Source organism: Streptomyces sp. NPDC030245 (assembly GCF_055572995.1).
On record NZ_JBVICF010000002.1, the window covers coordinates 669403 to 684289 of the forward strand.

Below are 14887 nucleotides of genomic sequence, written 5' to 3' on the forward strand. Positions count from 1 at the left end.
TACGGGTCCTTCATGGCGTGGGCCGCATTCCATACGCGGCTCTGACGTGGACGGCACCAGGGACGTCGACGGCACCCCATGGACGTGGACGGCTCCGGGGGCGAGAACGCGCCATCCGAAGAAGCGGTGCCGGCGGACGCCTGCCACCGCCACCGTCTGCCTGAGACGATCGTCGACGTGCCCCCAACCACCCCCACCGCCCCCGCCGAATTCCCCGGCGGCGCCGAGCTGTTCCGGCTCAGCGCCAATGTGGCCCATCTCAACCACGGGTCCTTCGGAGCCGTCCCCGTCCCCGTCGCCCGCGCCCACCGGCGCCTGGCGGAGGAGGCCGCCGCGGATCCGGACGCCTTCTTCCTCGGCGTCCCGGACCGGCTCGCCGAGGCGCGCGCCCGCATCGCGGCCCACCTCGGCGCCGACCCCGACGGAATCGCCCTCGTCACCAACGCCACCGAGGCCGCGGGGCTCGCCCTCGACGCCCTGCGGCTCACGCCCGACGACGAGGTGCTGGTCACCGACCACGGCTACGGCACGGTCGTCGCGGCCGCCGCCCGCCGGGCCCGTGTCCACACCGTGTCCCTCGATCCAGCGCTCGCCGACGCGGAGGCGGTGCGCAAGGCCGTGCTCGCCGGCCTCACCCCGCGCACCCGGGTCGCGCTGCTCGACCAGATCAGCTCGCCCACCGCCCGGCCCATCGCCACGCCCGCGCTCCTCGCCGACCTCGCGGCGCGGGGCGTGACCACCGTGGTCGACGGCGCCCACGCCCCCGGCATGCTCCCCGACCCCCTCGCCGGAGCACCCGACTTCTGGTTCGGGAACCTGCACAAGTGGGCGTACGCCCCGCCGGGCAGCGCGGTGCTCGCCGTGGCCCCCGCCCACCGGGACCGGGTGCCGGCCCCCGTGCCCTCCTGGGAGGACGGCCGCGGCTTCCCCCGCGCCGTCGAGTACCGGGCCACCGCCGACTACACGGGCCTGCTCGCCGGCTACGGCGCCGAACTCCTCGCGGCGCTGCCGGGGCTGCGGACCCTGCCCGCCGACGAGCGGCTGGCCATGCGGGCGCTGCGGCTGCCGCCGGGCCTGGCCCGCACCCAGCCCGAGGCGGAGGCGCTGCGCGAGGAGATCGCCGGCCGCCTCGGCTTCCGCGTGCTGGTCTGGGCCTGGCCGGGTGGCGGCGGCATCCGCGTCTGCGGGCAGATCTACAACGGAGCCACGGAGTACGAACGCCTCGCGGCGGCGCTGCGCCCGCTGCTGGACGGGCGATGACCGGGGCGCTCCGCACGGCCCCCGCCCCGGCCTCGGCTCATCTGGACCACGAGCGATGAACACGACAAGATATCGTTGACGCGCGACGCCAACTGGCTCTTTTCAGAAGCCAATTGGCCGAAAACGTATGCCGCGGGAAGTCTGCCGCGGCCGAGGAAAGCCAGGAAGTGCTGATGAGTGCAGTGAGACAGGTCGGGCCATCGAGACGGCCTCGATGCGCCCACTGGCTCGGCTTCCCACAGACGCCCTAGTCGCACCCGCCCCGTGGCGGCCCGGTCCGCCGCGGGTCCGGCCGCACCGCCCGTGCGGCTGCCGGGCGGGCCCCCCACTCCGTGGCAGTCGTGCGCACCGGGCGCCGCCCGTCGGGCCGCGGCACATCGCGCACCGCCACAGTCACCCCGTCCAGTCGGCGGCACCTGGCCGCCTCACCCCCATGAGACCTCTAGAGGACGTGATGACAGACCTGATACAGGCCACCACCGTGGTGCCCTCGGTTCTCGCCCTGGCCGCCGGCGGCGCGGCCTGGCGGTTCTGGGACCAGTACCGAGGTGAACGCGCCACCAGCGGCCGCCTCCGCAGGGAGGCCGAGGAGATCGCCGGGCGGCAGCGCGCCACCGAGGCCGTCCTCGCGCAGCTCGCCTCCGGTGTGATCCCCCGGCTGGGTGCCGAGGCGGAGCGCCTCGGCACCGGCCACGGCGTCGACATCGAACTGCCCGAGGCGCTGGTGAACACGGCACTCGCACAGCGCCTCGCGGAGCTGGCCGACTCCGCGGCCCACACGGTGCGCAAGGTCCAGTACGACGCGCAGACCAGCACGAGCGCCCAGATCGACGAGGTCCGGGAGAGCGCTCGGGAAGAGGTCGCCCGCGCGCGGCAGAGTGCCGAGGAGTCCAGCAGGGCGGCGGTGCGTGCCGTCTCCTCCGCGATGGTGGGCATGGCCTCGAAGCTGAGCCAGCGGGTCAGCCACGGTGTGCGGCGGCACGAGGGCGACGAGGCGTACGAGACGCTGGTCGGCATCGACCACCCCACCCAGCAGATGCTGCTGGTCGCCCAGAACTACGTGGTCCTGTCCGGGGGCAAGCTGTCGCGCCGCTGGCCGGCCACCCCGCTGACCGATGTGGTGCGGGCCGCGATGGGCAGCATCGAGGAGTACGAGCGCGTCGAGCACCAGGAGCTCGATGTCACGCTGACCAGCCGGGCGGTCGGCCCGGTCGTGCACGCGCTGGCGGTCCTCCTGGACAACGCCGTCCGCTACTCCCCCTCCTCCGCGCGCGTGCACGTGGCCTTCCAGGAGGGCCACCACGGCGTCTCGGTCATCGTGGACGACGCCGGTCTGCGCATGAACGAGGAGCAGCTGACCTGGGCCCGGACGATCCTGACGGGTACGCGGCGCGACGACATCAACCAGCTCGGCGCGCATCCGCAGACCGGCCTGCGGGCGGCCGCGGCCCTCGCCGCCGACTACGGCTTCCGGATCGACCTGGAGGCGCCGAACCCGTTCGGCGGCACGCGCGTGTACATGTTCCTCCCCAAGAGCCTGCTGACCGCGTCCGCCGCGCCCTCGCCCGCTCCCCCGCCGGCCGCCGAGCCGGCCCCCGCCAGGCGCACCACCGCCAGCGGGCTGACCGTCCGGTCCCGCTCGGCCGCCGGCCGGCCGCGGACGTCCGCCACCGCCGGCCCGCGGGCCTCGTCGCCCGAGGCCGCGGCGCCGGGGCGGCCCTCCATCGCCGCCGCCTGGGCGCAGGGGACCCGCAGCGCACGCACCGAAGAACCGACCACCACGCACGAAGGAGCCCGACCGTGACCACCGGCAACGAACTTGGCTGGCTGCTGGACCGATCACTGGGGTCCCTCGACGGCGTCCGGCACGCGGTGCTGATGAGCTCCGACGGTCTGCTGCACTCCCGGACGTCCGGGATCGGCCAGGACGAGGCGGAGAAGTTCGCCGCGATCACCGCGGCCGTCCGCGCCGCCGCGCTCGCCTACGACGAGGAGACCGGCGGCGGGGGCACCCGGCAGGCGCTGATCGAGCTGACCAACCACGTCGGCCTCATCACCCAGGCCGGCGGCAACACCATGCTGTCGGTGCAGACCAGCGGCCCCGACGCGGACATCGGCCTGATCACCCATCACATGCTGGAGCTGGCGCAGCGGGTCGGTCACGAGATGAAGGTCGCGCCGCGGCAGCCCTCCGAGTTCGGCCTGCCGACGACGTGAGCGGACCGCGGCGGGACCCGGACCTGGTCAGGCCGTACGTCCGTACCGACGGGCGGGTCCGCGCCGATCCGGCGGTGCGCCTGGAGACCGTGGTGATCGCCGCGAGCGGGCCGAGCGAGGGCCTCGGGGCGGACGCCCGGCGGGTGATGGGCCTGTTCACCCACGCCGGGGGCGGCGGCCTGGCGGTCGCGGACATCGCGGCCGCCCTGGAGTTCCCGCCTTCCACGGTACGCATCCTCGTCTCCACGCTCATCGACGAAGGCCTGCTGACGCGCCCTGTCGCCGCCGGTGACGACCAACCCCAAACCGATCTGCTCCAGGAGGTACTGCGTGGTCTCCGCGCCCTCGTCTGACGGCCTCATCTATGTGCCACCCGGCGTGACCCGGTCCGCGAAGATCGTGATCTCGGGGAGCTTCGCCGTCGGCAAGACGACGTTCGTGGGCAGCGTCTCCCAGATCCCGCCGTTGCGCATGGAGGAGCGGATCACCCAGGCCAGTGCCGGGGTGGACGACCTGGCACGGACGCCGCGGAAGACGACCACGACCGTCGGCATGGACTTCGGCCGCCTGCACCTGAGCGACTCCCTGGTGCTGTATCTGTTCGGCACTCCCGGCCAGGGGCGGTTCCGCCCCATGTGGGCCGGGCTGACCGAGGGCGCCCTGGGAGCGCTGGTCCTGGTCGACACCCGCAACCTGGAGGCCTCGTTCGAAATCCTCGCGCTGCACGAGGAACAGGGCACGCCGTACGCCGTGGCGGTCAACCTGTTCGACGGGGCGCCGCGCTACGACCTGGACGAGATCCGGCAGGCCCTCGACCTGGACCCGCACACGCCTCTGACGACGTGCGACGCGCGTGAGGGCACCTCCAGTGTGCTGGCCCTGATCACCCTCTGCGAGTACCTGTCCGAACTGAACGCACCTGTTTTGGAGCCCCGCCCGTGACCAGCCCGACCACGACCGACGCGGCGACCGAGCGCCGGACAGCCCTGTACGACGCCGGGTTCGCGGCCGATCCGCACGCGGCGTACGCGCGGATGCGGGCCGAGTTCGGGCCGTTCGTTCCGGTGGACCTCGTTCCCGGCGTCCCTGCGACCCTCGTCATCGGCTACGCCCAGGCGCGGCGCATCCTCAACGACCCGCTGCGGTTCCCGGCCGACCCGCGGGTGTGGGAGCAGTCCGTCCCCGAGACATGCCCGGTCCGCCCGATGATGGAGTACCGCCCGAACGCGCTGCGTTCGTCCGGTCCCGAGCACACCCGCTACCGGTCGGCGAACACCGCCGCGATCGACGCCGTCGACCAGCACCAGCTGCGCACGCTCGTGGAGCGGGTCGCCGACGCGACCATCGCCGGGTTCCGCGACTCCGAGGGCGCCGATCTGCTCACCCAGTACGCCTGGCCCATCGCCTTCCAGGTGCTGAGCGCCCTGCTCGGCTGCCCCGACGAGGTGGGCCGCCGCATCGCCGACGGCATGGCCAAGATCTTCGAGGGGGTGGACGCCGCCGCCGGCAACGAGATCCTCGCCGGGGCCGTCGCCGATCTGGTGGCCCTGCGCCGGCGGCAGCCCGGGGACGACATCACCTCCCGGCTCCTCGCGCACGCCGCTGAGCTCGACGACGTGGAGATGGCGCACCAGCTCGTCACGCTCTACGGCGCGGGCATCGAGCCCCTCACCAACCTCATCGCCAACACCGTCCTCAGGATCCTCGTCGACGACCAGTTCTCGGGCGACCTGCACGCGGGGGGCTCCTCCGTGCGGGAGGCGCTGGACACGGTGCTCTACACCGACCCGCCCCTGGCGAACTACTGCATCAGCTATCCGCCGCACCCCGTCGACGTGGACGGCTTCCTGCTGCCCGCGCACCAGCCGGTCGTCATCTCGATGGCCGCCTGCAACAACGACCCCGCCCTCGGCGACCAGCGCATCGCGAGCAACCGCGCCCACCTCTCCTGGAGCACCGGCCCGCACGCCTGTCCCGCGCGCCCGCACGCCTATCTGATCGCCGAGACCGCCATCACCCACCTGATCGACGCGCTGCCCGAGATGGACCTCGCCGCCGCCCCCGACGACCTGATCTGGCGCCCGGGGCCCTTCCACCGGGCGCTGTCCGCCCTGCCCGTCCTCTTCCCCACCGCCGCATCCGTCTGAAGGGACCACCACCATGGCCGTGCCCACGCAGCCGATCGTCCTCGACCCCACCGGAGCCCGCGCACACGACGAGCACCGCAGGTTGCGGGCGCACGGTCAGGCGGTCCGTGTCGACATCCTGGGCGTCACCGCCTGGTCCGTCACCGACCCGGCGCTCCTCAAGGAGCTGCTGACCAGTCCGGACGTCTCCAAGGACGCCCGCGCCCACTGGCCGGAGTTCACCGACACGGTCCAGCGGTGGCCGCTGGCGCTGTGGGTCGCGGTGGAGAACATGTTCACCGCCTACGGCGCCGACCACCGGCGTCTGCGGCGCCTGGTGGCCCCCGCCTTCAGCCACCGCCGCATCACCGCGCTGCGGGAGAGCATAGACACGCTCGTCACCGACATCCTCGACGGGCTGGCCGCGCTCCCGCCCGGCGACACCGTCGACCTGCGCGAACACCTCGCGTATCCGCTGCCCATCGCGGTCATCAGCCGGCTCATGGGCGTACCGGCCGCGCAGCAGGACGCCTTCCGCCGGGTCGTCGACGGCGTCTTCGACACCACCCTGACCGCCGAGCAGTCCGAGGCCAACACCAAGGCGCTCTACGAGGCCCTCCACCTGCTCATCGCCGCAAAGCGCGGCGAGCCCGGCGACGACATGACCTCCCTGCTGATCGCCTCGCGCGACGAGGACGAGGAGGGCGGCATGTCGGAGGACGAACTGCGCGACACGCTGCTGCTGATGATCAGCGCCGGGTACGAGACCACGGTCAACGTCATCGACCAGGCGATCACCCAGCTGCTCACCCACCCCGACCAGCTCGCGCTGCTCCGCTCGGGTCAGGTCGACTGGAGCGAGGCCGTCGAAGAGACCCTGCGCCTCGAACCGGCCGTCAGGCACCTGCCCCTGCGGTACGCGGTGACCGACATCGCCCTGCCCGACGGCCGGACGATCGCCAAGGGCGAGGCGATCCTCGCCTCCTACGCGGCCGCCAACCGGCACCCGGACTGGCACGGCGAGAGCGCGGACGACTTCGACATCACTCGTACGGTCAAGGAGCACCTCGCCTTCGGCCACGGCGTCCACTTCTGCCTCGGGGCCCCGCTCGCGCGCCTTGAGGTCAGCACCGCTCTGCGCATGCTCTTCGACCGCTTCCCGCAGCTCGAACTGGCCGTACCGGCAGGCGAGTTGAAGCCCCTCGGCTCCCTGCTCAGCAACGGCCACCAGGCCCTGCCCGTACGCCTGCGGCCCGCGCAGCCCTGACGAGGTAAGGGTGGCCGTGGCCGACGGCCGGTCGGCCACGGCCACCCTCTACGAGCCGCGCCCGGTGCCGTCCACCGCGTGATCCGCCGGCTCCCTCTTCCGCGAGGGCCGGGCGGTTCTGCGCCGGTCAAGCCGGGAGACCACCGGCCCGGCCGTGAGGCCGTGCAGCACGACCGACACCAGTACGGTGAAGGTCACCACCGCCCACAACTCCCGCTCCGGCACCGGGAAACTCTGCCGGCCCAGCGCGTAGGCGAGGTAGTACAGCGACCCGATGCCGCGGATGCCGTAGGCGGCGACCATCCACCGCTCCCGGCCCCGCACCCGGCCGCCCAGGAGCCCCGCCCAGCCGGCGAGCGGCCTGATCACGAGCAGGAGCAGCAGCCCGGTGGCGGCGCCCTGCCAGGTCAGCGGTGCCAGGCCGCCCAGCGCGACGAAGGCGCCGAGGAGGAAGAGCAGGGCCGCGGTGAGCAGGCGCTCGACCTGCTCGACGAAGTCGTGCAGCACGTTGTGGAAGCCGTGTGCGCGCTCGGCCGCCCGGACGGTGCACGCGGTGGTGAAGACCGCCAGGAAGCCGTAGCCACCGGCGAGTTCGGTCACCCCGTACGAGAGGAAGGTGGCGGCGAGTGCCACAAATCCTTCCTTGTACTCGGACAGGCGCAGCGCCGTCGCGCGGGTCCGGAAGAACAGCCAGCCCAGGAGCCGCCCGACAAGCAGCCCGCTCAGTACGCCGACGACGCCCTTGAAGGCGACGTCCTCCACCGCCCACGCGCCGACCCACTCGGCCGACCAGCCGGACCCCGCAGCGGCGGCCAGCGCGATGGCCGCGTAGGTGAGCGGGAAGGCGAGCCCGTCGTTGAGCCCCGCCTCGCTGGTGAGGGCGAACCGCACCTCGTCCTCGTCGTGCTCGTCCCCGGTGGGCTCGCCCACCCGCACCTCCGAGGCGAGCACGGGGTCCGTCGGTGCGAGGACGGCCGCGAGCAGCAGGGCGGCGGCGGGCGGCCAGTCAAGGAGCCACCAGGCCGCCAGCGCGGTGCCGACGAAGGTCAGGAGCATCGTGATGCCGAGCAGCCGCCAGGTCGAGGACCACAGCCGTGGGCCCACCGGCCGGTTCAGGGCAAGGCCCGCACCCATCAGGGCGATGATGACGCAGACTTCGGTGACGTGCTCGGTCAGCAGCCGGTGCTGCATGGGGTCGACCGCCGGCAGGGGCAGCGGCAGCAGGTACACGGCGACGCCGCCCACCAGGAAGACCACGGGCAGCGACAGCGGCCGCCCGGCCACCACGCGGGGCAGCACCGCCGCGAGCAGCGCTCCCGCTCCCAGCCACACGAACACGCCGTCGGCAAGCGTCACTGTGCTGTGCCTGTCCTTTCCGTGTCCCCCAACCCATACCTCACATGGGTTGCACCGCACCACACGGCTCACAGTTCCACGTGCCCTGGTGAGGGCGCCTTACGCGGTCTCGGGCAGCACGGCCCGGAAAACGATCAAGGGGCCGTTTCAGATTTCTCTGAAACGGCCCCTGATCTGCGACTCTTTCGAGTCGGGACGACAGGATTTGAACCTGCGACCCCTTGACCCCCAGTCAAGTGCGCTACCAAGCTGCGCCACGTCCCGTGGTGTTCCGCGCGGTGTTCCCGCGTGATCACAGGTAGAACTCTACCCCACGCGGACGGGTGCTTCGTCCTGCGGTGACCGCCGTCAGGCACGCGCGACAATCGGCGTATGAGCTCTGCACCTGGACCGTACGGACGTGACCGTGAGCGGGATCGCGACGAGGAGGGGCGGGCCCGCAACCAGCGGCCCCGCGACGGGCTCGGGCGGCCGCTGCCGTACGGCGCCGACGGAGTGCCGCGGCAGCCGGAGGGTGTCGTGCGCGCGCCCGAGGAGTCCGTGAGCGAGGCGCAGGCGCTGCTGGACGCGGGGCGGCCCTTCCACGCTCACGAGGTCTTCGAGGACGCGTGGAAGTCCGGGCCCGAGGCGGAGCGCGGCCTGTGGAAGGGGCTGGCCCAGCTCGCCGTCGGTCTCACGCACTCGGCGCGCGGCAACACCACGGGCGGTGCCCGCCTGCTGCTGCGCGGGGCCGCCGCCGTCTCCGACTGGAGCGCGCGGACCGGGCAGGACCGGCCGTACGGGATCGGTGTCGCCGAACTGGTCACCTGGGCGGAGACGTTGGCCGGGCGGCTTGAGCGGGAGGGGAGCGCGGTGGACGCGGCGTCCCACGCGCCGCGACTGCGCGGCGGGACACGGTAGGGGCAGCGGCGGCCCGTCCGCCGGTTCGGCGGACGGCGGCCCTGTCACCGCACCGGACTCGCCCGGCATGCACATGGCCGGGGGCGGTGTGAGGGTGTCCGTGTGACGACGACCACCGACCAGTCGGCTGCTTCCGCCTTCGCCGAGGCGCAGGCGCCGCCCGTGCTCGACCGGCGGCGCCGCAACGTCGTCTTCGTGACGATCATGCTGGGGATGCTGCTCGCCGCCCTCGACCAGACGATCGTCGGCACCGCGCTGCCGACGATCGTGTCGGATCTGGGCGGCGCGGAACACATGTCGTGGGTCGTCACGTCGTATCTGCTCGCGGAGACCGTCGCGACGGTCCTCGTCGGCAAGTTCGGTGACCTGTTCGGGCGCAAGGTCGTCTTCCAGGTGTCCGCGGTCATCTTCATCACCGGGTCGTTCCTGTGCGGTCTGTCGACGAACATGACGCTGCTGATCGCCTGGCGGGCGATGCAGGGCATCGGCGCGGGCGGGCTCATGGTCACGTCCATGGCGCTGATCGCCGATGTGATCCCGCTGCGGGAGCGCGGCAAGTACCAGGGTGCGATCGGTGCCGTCTTCGGGGTGTCCACGGTGATCGGGCCGCTGCTCGGCGGGCTGTTCACGGACCATCTGACGTGGCGCTGGGCGTTCTACGTCAACGTGCCCATCGCGATCGTCGTGGTCCTCGCGGCCGCCCGCACGATCCCCGTCGTGAAGTCGGCGGTGCGGCCCGTCATCGACTATCTGGGCATCGCGCTCGTCGCCGTCGGCGCGAGCGCGCTGATCCTGGCGACGAGTTGGGGCGGCAACCAGTACGCGTGGGGGTCGCCGACGATCATCGGTCTGTTCGTCGGCGGGCTGGTCGCGCTGGCGCTGTTCTGTGTCGTCGAGACGCGGGCCGCCGAGCCGATGCTGCCGATGCGGCTCTTCGCCAACCCCGTCTTCACGGTCTGCTCGATCCTCAGCTTCATCGTGGGCTTCGCGATGCTCGGCGCGATGACGTTCCTGCCGACCTACCTCCAGTACGTCGACGGCGACTCGGCCACCGTCTCCGGTGTGCGCACGCTGCCCATGGTCGTCGGGCTGCTCATCGCCTCCGTCTTCAGCGGCAACGTCGTCAGCAAGACCGGCACGTACCGCGTCTTCCCGATCGTCGGCGCGCTGGTGATGGCGCTCGGGCTCTATCTGCTCTCGCTGATGGGGCGGACCACCAGCACCTGGCTGGAGTCGCTGTACATGTTCGTGCTCGGCACCGGCATCGGGCTGTGCATGCAGGTCCTGACGATCGCCGTGCAGAACACCGTCGCGTACGCCGACCTCGGCACCGCCACGTCCGGAGTCACCTTCTTCCGTACGCTGGGCAGCTCGTTCGGCACGGCCGTGTTCGGCACCATCTACGCCAACACCCTGGCGCCGAACCTGAAGGACGGGGTCGCCGAGGCGGCGCGGGCCGGCGGTGACCCGGCCGTGCTCGGCAGGGCGGCGCAGAGCCCGGGCGGGCTGCACGAACTGCCCGCGGCCGGCGCGGAGCCCATCATCAAGGCATACGCGGACACCCTCCAGACGGTCTTTCTGTGGACCGTCCCGGTGGCGCTTCTCGGGTTCCTGGTGGCGCTCTTCCTCAAGCAGGTGCAGTTGCGCGACAGCGCGCGCATGGGCGCCCCGGACATGGGCGAGGGCTTCGCGCAGCCGTCCAGCGGCGACTCCGGGCATCTGCTGGAGCGGGGCGTCGCCAACATCATCCGGAACGTGGGCATGACCACGGCCCGCGGCATCATCCGGGACTCCGACACCCGCCTGGACATCGCGGGCGCCTGGGCGGTCATGCAGGTCTCGCTCTTCACCCGCATGGTCGGGCACGCCAGCCTGGGGCTGATCGCGGCCCGGCGCAGGCTCCCGCCCGAGGTCCTGGTGCCCGTCTTCGACCGCATGGTCGAGGAGGGCTATCTGACCCGTACGGACGTGTACTTCTCGCTCACGCCCGCCGGGGAGCGCGAGGCGGAGGTCGTCTCCCGGGCGTGGTCCGCCTGGCTGGGCGAGGAGGTCACGAAGGATCTCGGGCGGCCGCCGGACCAGGAGCTCGCCGCGGCGGTCGACGCGATCGCCAAGCGGCTGCTCGCGGAGGATCTGGAGCACGGGCTCACACCCGAGACGACGGGCGCCACGGTCGGCGCGCGCTGAAGGGGTTCGTGGCGCCCCCGGGCCCGCCCGGGAATGGTTCCTACGCGCTGTAGTGCGCCCTCAGTTCCCGCTTGAGGACCTTCATGCTGGGGCCGAGGGGAAGCTCGTCGATGAACTCCACGAGGCGCGGGTACTTGTGCCGGCCCAGGTGGTCCTTGGACCACTCGATGATCGCCGCCGCGTCGTCGGGCGTGGCGTCGGCCGCCGGTACGACGACGGCGCAGATCTCCTCGCCGTGCACGGGGTCGGGCAGTCCGATCACGGCGGTCTGGGCGACGGCCGGGTGGCGCATCAGGACCTCTTCGACCTCGCGCGGGTAGACGTTGAAGCCGCCGCGGATGATGACGTCCTTCTTGCGGTCGACGATGGTCAGGAAGCCGTCGGCGTCCTTGGTGCCCAGGTCGCCGCTGCGGAACCAGCCGTCGACCAGGGCCTCGGCAGTCGCCTCGGGGCGCCCCAGGTAGCCGGAGAAGACGTTGTGGCCGCGGATGACGACCTCGCCGAGTTCACCGGTGGGCAGCAGCTCGACACGGTCGTCGAGGTCGGCGCGGGCGATCTCCACGTCGACGCCCCACAGCGGGTGGCCGATGGTGCCGGGCCTCGTGCCGAAGTCGGGCTGGTTGACGGACGCGGTCGGAGAGGTCTCGGAGAGCCCGTACCCCTCGTAGACGGGGGTGCCGAAGGCCTTCTCGAAGCGTTCGAGCACGGCAACGGGCAGCGAGGCGCCGCCCGAGATGCAGATCCGCAGCCGGGGCAGCCGCTCGGCGGCCTCGGCTGCGGCGACCAGGCCCACGTACATGGTGGGGACGCCGTGGAAGGTGTTGACGCCCTCCGCGACCATCAGCTCGATGGCCCGTGCCGCGTCGAAGCGGGGCAGCAGGACGAGGGTGGCGCCCGCCCGCCACGTCGAGTTCATGGAGACGGTCTGGCCGAAGGCGTGGAAGAGCGGGAGCGCGCCGAGGGCGGTGTCGTCGGGGCGGATGTCGTTGGCGTCGAAGGCGTTGACCGTCGCGTTCATCACCAGGTTGAAGTGGCTGAGCACGGCGCCCTTGGGGACGCCCGTGGTGCCGCTGGTGTAGAAGACGACGGCCGGGTCGTCGGCGTCACGTGTGACGTACGTGGTGAGGGGCTCGGTGGTGCGGGCGAGGCTCTCCAGCTCGCCCTCGGCGCCGAGCCGCAGCATCCGCACCCCGGTGGCCTCGGCGGCCGGTCCGCCCGTCCCGGCCTGCGCGGGGTGGCAGAGGAGCAGGGTCGCGCCGCTGTCCCGCAGGACGTGCTCGACCTCCTCCGCGGAGAGCAGCAGATGGACGGGGACGACGACTCCGCCCGCGGCGAGGACGGCGTAGTACGCCTTCGGGAACTCGGCGGTGTTGGGCGCCATCAGCGCGACACGGTCCCCCGGCCGCACACCGAGCTCCGCGAGAGCCGCACCCTGGGCGCGGGCCTCGCGCCACAGCTCCCGGAACGTGAAGCGCTGTGCGCCCTCGACGAGGGCGATGCGGTCCGGGTGACGGCGGGCGGGCTCGGCGAGGATCGCGGCGAGGGACAGCGTGGCCATGAGGAAGGATGCTCCGTTCCGAGGGGCTGGGGCAGTGGGGCTTGGGGTGCGTCTTTCGTGGGGGATCCCCGGGTCGTCCCCGGGGTCAGTCGCGCTCGACCAGGAGCGCGCTGCCCTGTCCCACGCCCACGCACATCGTGGCGAGGCCGCGCGTGGCGCCGGTGCGGCGCATTCTGTGCAGCAGGGTGGTGAGGATGCGGGCGCCGGAGCAGCCGAGCGGGTGGCCCAGTGCGATGGCCCCGCCGGAGGGATTGACCAGCTCGGGGTCGATGCCGAGGGCGTCGACGCAGGCGAGCGCCTGGGCCGCGAACGCCTCGTTGAACTCCGCCTCCTGGAGGTCGCCGATCTCCCAGCCGACCCGGGCCAGCACCTTCCGCGTGGCCGGCACGGGGCCGATGCCCATGACGTCGGGGTGGACGCCCGCCGAGGCCCCTGCCGCGTACCGCCCGAGGGATTCGAGGCCGAGGTCGTTGAGCGCCTCCTCGCTGACGAGGAGCAGCCCGGCGGCGCCGTCGTTCATCGGCGACGCGTTGCCCGCGGTGACGGTGCCGCCCTCGCGGAAGACGGGGCGCAGGCCGCTGAGCTTCTCGTACGAGGTGTCCTCGCGCACGCATTCGTCCGCGTCGACGACGACGCCGTCCGGGCGCGTGACGGGCAGGAGTTCGTCGTCGAAATGGCCGTTCTTGCGGGCGGCGGCCGCCCGCTGGTGGCTGCGGAGCGCGAACTCGTCCTGGCGTTCGCGCGGGACGCCGTAGCGCTCGGCGACCTCCTCCGCGGTCTCGCCCATGGCGAGGACCCCATGGAGGTCCTTCATCCGCTTGTTGGTGAGGCGCCAGCCGAGGCGGGTGTCGGCGGTCTCCATGCGGTGCGGCAGCGCCTCGTCGGGGCGGGGCAGCACGAAGGGCGCGCGGCTCATCGACTCGGAGCCGCCCGCGAGGACGATGTCGGCCTCGCCGGCGGCGATCGTGCGCGCGGCGGTGGTGACGGCTTCGAGTCCGGAGGCGCAGAGCCGGTTCACGGTCGCGCCGGGCACGGACTCGGGGAGCCCGGCGAGGAGGGCGGCCATCCTCGCGACGTTACGGTTGTCCTCGCCCGCCTGGTTGGCGGCGCCCCAGTAGATGTCGTCGATCCGGGCGGGATCCAGCTGGGGGATGTCGGCGAGGAGGCCCCTCACGACGCCCGCTGCGAGGTCGTCGGGGCGGACGGCGGAGAGGGCGCCGCGGAGTCTGCCGATGGGGGTGCGGCGGGCGGCGGCGAAGTGGACGGTGCGCACGATACGGCTCCGGATCGTTCTGCGAGGTCTCGCTGCGTAAATTAGCGCTGCTAGTTTTGGAGTCTATGCGCGAGGTGGGGGCCATGGGAAGGGTTTCTTGGGCCTCACCAAGGGCCCCCGGTCCCGGGCGAAGACCCTCCTGCGCCGACCCCGGAGTGCCCACCGCCGGGCCGAGGGCGCCTTACGCCTCCCCCCGCCCCAGTTCCGCCAGGCGCGCCAGGGCGGGCAGGGCCGCCGCCACGGCCGTGCGCTGCTCCGGGGTCAACTGAGCCACGAGCGGCGCGAGATGCCGCGTGCGGTCCTCGTGGCGGGAGCGGCCGATGCTGCGGCCCTTCTCGGTGAGGTGGACGAGGACGGCGCGCCCGTCGGTCGGGTCCGGGCGGCGCTCCACCAGGCCGTCGCGCTCCAGACGGGTGACCAGCTGGGTGATGCCCGGCTGGCTGACCTGCTCGGTCTTCGCCAGCTCGGTCAGCCGCCTGGGGCCGCCGCCGAACGCGAGGGTGTCGAGCACCGACAGCGTCGTGAACGGCAGCTTCTCCAGCACCGGGAGGCGGATGTAGAAGCGGTTGAAGTTCTCGATCGCCGCGGTGAACGCCTCCACGTCCAGCTCACCGCCCCCGCCGCCGGCGCCGTGGTCCCGGTTGTCGTCGCGCTGCTCGTCGTCGTGCATGTCCGCCACCCTGAAATTACTTTGCTCACTTATGTAAGCTGCTTATATTGTTCTCGGCCGCGCCTCGTCGGCG

Annotated in this window: 13 protein-coding genes and 1 tRNA gene; 9 read left to right on the forward strand and 5 right to left on the reverse strand. The window is 72.5% G+C overall.

Annotated features, from left to right (window positions below):
- Positions 1 to 177 precede the first annotated feature (177 nt).
- The 7 genes from ACZ4Z4_RS07465 to ACZ4Z4_RS07495 all read left to right on the forward strand — a co-directional run bounded on the left by ACZ4Z4_RS07465 (position 178) and on the right by ACZ4Z4_RS07495 (position 6870).
- Positions 178 to 1260, forward strand: coding sequence for an aminotransferase class V-fold PLP-dependent enzyme (locus ACZ4Z4_RS07465; protein WP_468323543.1), 1083 nt, complete (start codon positions 178 to 180; stop codon positions 1258 to 1260).
- Between the two features lie 454 nt (positions 1261 to 1714).
- The gene (locus tag ACZ4Z4_RS07470) at positions 1715 to 3064 is read left to right on the forward strand and encodes an ATP-binding protein (protein WP_468323545.1); all 1350 of its coding nucleotides are present in this window, start codon (positions 1715 to 1717) and stop codon (positions 3062 to 3064) included.
- Positions 3061 to 3477, forward strand: a complete 417-nt coding sequence (locus ACZ4Z4_RS07475; protein ID WP_362989547.1) for a roadblock/LC7 domain-containing protein — start codon at positions 3061 to 3063, stop codon at positions 3475 to 3477. The genes ACZ4Z4_RS07470 and ACZ4Z4_RS07475 overlap by 4 nt, the downstream gene beginning before the upstream one ends.
- Positions 3474 to 3830: a DUF742 domain-containing protein gene (locus tag ACZ4Z4_RS07480; protein WP_468323547.1), complete on the forward strand. Its 357-nt coding sequence runs from the start codon at positions 3474 to 3476 to the stop codon at positions 3828 to 3830. Before ACZ4Z4_RS07475 ends, ACZ4Z4_RS07480 begins: the two co-directional genes overlap by 4 nt.
- On the forward strand, positions 3808 to 4419 hold the full coding sequence (locus ACZ4Z4_RS07485; RefSeq protein ID WP_468323549.1) for a GTP-binding protein: 612 nt from the start codon (positions 3808 to 3810) through the stop codon (positions 4417 to 4419). The genes ACZ4Z4_RS07480 and ACZ4Z4_RS07485 overlap by 23 nt, the downstream gene beginning before the upstream one ends.
- Positions 4416 to 5624 carry a cytochrome P450 gene (locus tag ACZ4Z4_RS07490; RefSeq protein WP_468323551.1) on the forward strand — a complete coding sequence of 403 codons (1209 nt, stop codon included), beginning with the start codon at positions 4416 to 4418 and terminating at the stop codon, positions 5622 to 5624. The genes ACZ4Z4_RS07485 and ACZ4Z4_RS07490 overlap by 4 nt, the downstream gene beginning before the upstream one ends.
- A 13-nt stretch (positions 5625 to 5637) precedes the next feature.
- Entirely contained in the window at positions 5638 to 6870 is a 1233-nt protein-coding gene (locus tag ACZ4Z4_RS07495; protein ID WP_468323553.1) for a cytochrome P450 family protein, read from the forward strand.
- Between the two features lie 48 nt (positions 6871 to 6918).
- Here the strand turns inward: ACZ4Z4_RS07495 and ACZ4Z4_RS07500 are convergent, their stop codons facing one another.
- Both ACZ4Z4_RS07500 and ACZ4Z4_RS07505 read right to left on the reverse strand, forming a co-directional pair.
- Positions 6919 to 8226: a cation:proton antiporter gene (locus tag ACZ4Z4_RS07500; RefSeq protein ID WP_468323555.1), complete on the reverse strand. Its 1308-nt coding sequence runs from the start codon at positions 8224 to 8226 to the stop codon at positions 6919 to 6921.
- Between the two features lie 190 nt (positions 8227 to 8416).
- Positions 8417 to 8490, reverse strand: a tRNA-Pro gene (locus ACZ4Z4_RS07505).
- A 108-nt stretch (positions 8491 to 8598) separates the two neighbouring features.
- Here ACZ4Z4_RS07505 and ACZ4Z4_RS07510 point away from each other — a divergent pair.
- On the forward strand, positions 8599 to 9126 hold the full coding sequence (locus tag ACZ4Z4_RS07510; RefSeq protein ID WP_468323557.1) for a DUF309 domain-containing protein: 528 nt from the start codon (positions 8599 to 8601) through the stop codon (positions 9124 to 9126).
- 102 nt (positions 9127 to 9228) lie between these two features.
- On the forward strand, positions 9229 to 11313 hold the full coding sequence (locus tag ACZ4Z4_RS07515) for an MDR family MFS transporter (RefSeq protein WP_468323559.1): 2085 nt from the start codon (positions 9229 to 9231) through the stop codon (positions 11311 to 11313).
- Between the two features lie 40 nt (positions 11314 to 11353).
- Here ACZ4Z4_RS07515 and ACZ4Z4_RS07520 read toward each other — a convergent pair whose 3' ends face one another.
- The 3 genes from ACZ4Z4_RS07520 to ACZ4Z4_RS07530 all read right to left on the reverse strand — a co-directional run bounded on the left by ACZ4Z4_RS07520 (position 11354) and on the right by ACZ4Z4_RS07530 (position 14814).
- Positions 11354 to 12871, reverse strand: coding sequence for a long-chain-fatty-acid--CoA ligase (locus tag ACZ4Z4_RS07520; RefSeq protein WP_468323562.1), 1518 nt, complete (start codon positions 12869 to 12871; stop codon positions 11354 to 11356).
- An 85-nt stretch (positions 12872 to 12956) separates the two neighbouring features.
- Positions 12957 to 14144 (reverse strand): thiolase family protein, encoded by a 1188-nt coding sequence (locus tag ACZ4Z4_RS07525; protein WP_468323565.1) that lies wholly within the window; start codon positions 14142 to 14144, stop codon positions 12957 to 12959.
- Between the two features lie 181 nt (positions 14145 to 14325).
- Entirely contained in the window at positions 14326 to 14814 is a 489-nt protein-coding gene (locus tag ACZ4Z4_RS07530; protein ID WP_468323568.1) for a MarR family winged helix-turn-helix transcriptional regulator, read from the reverse strand.
- Positions 14815 to 14887: the final 73 nt, after the last annotated feature.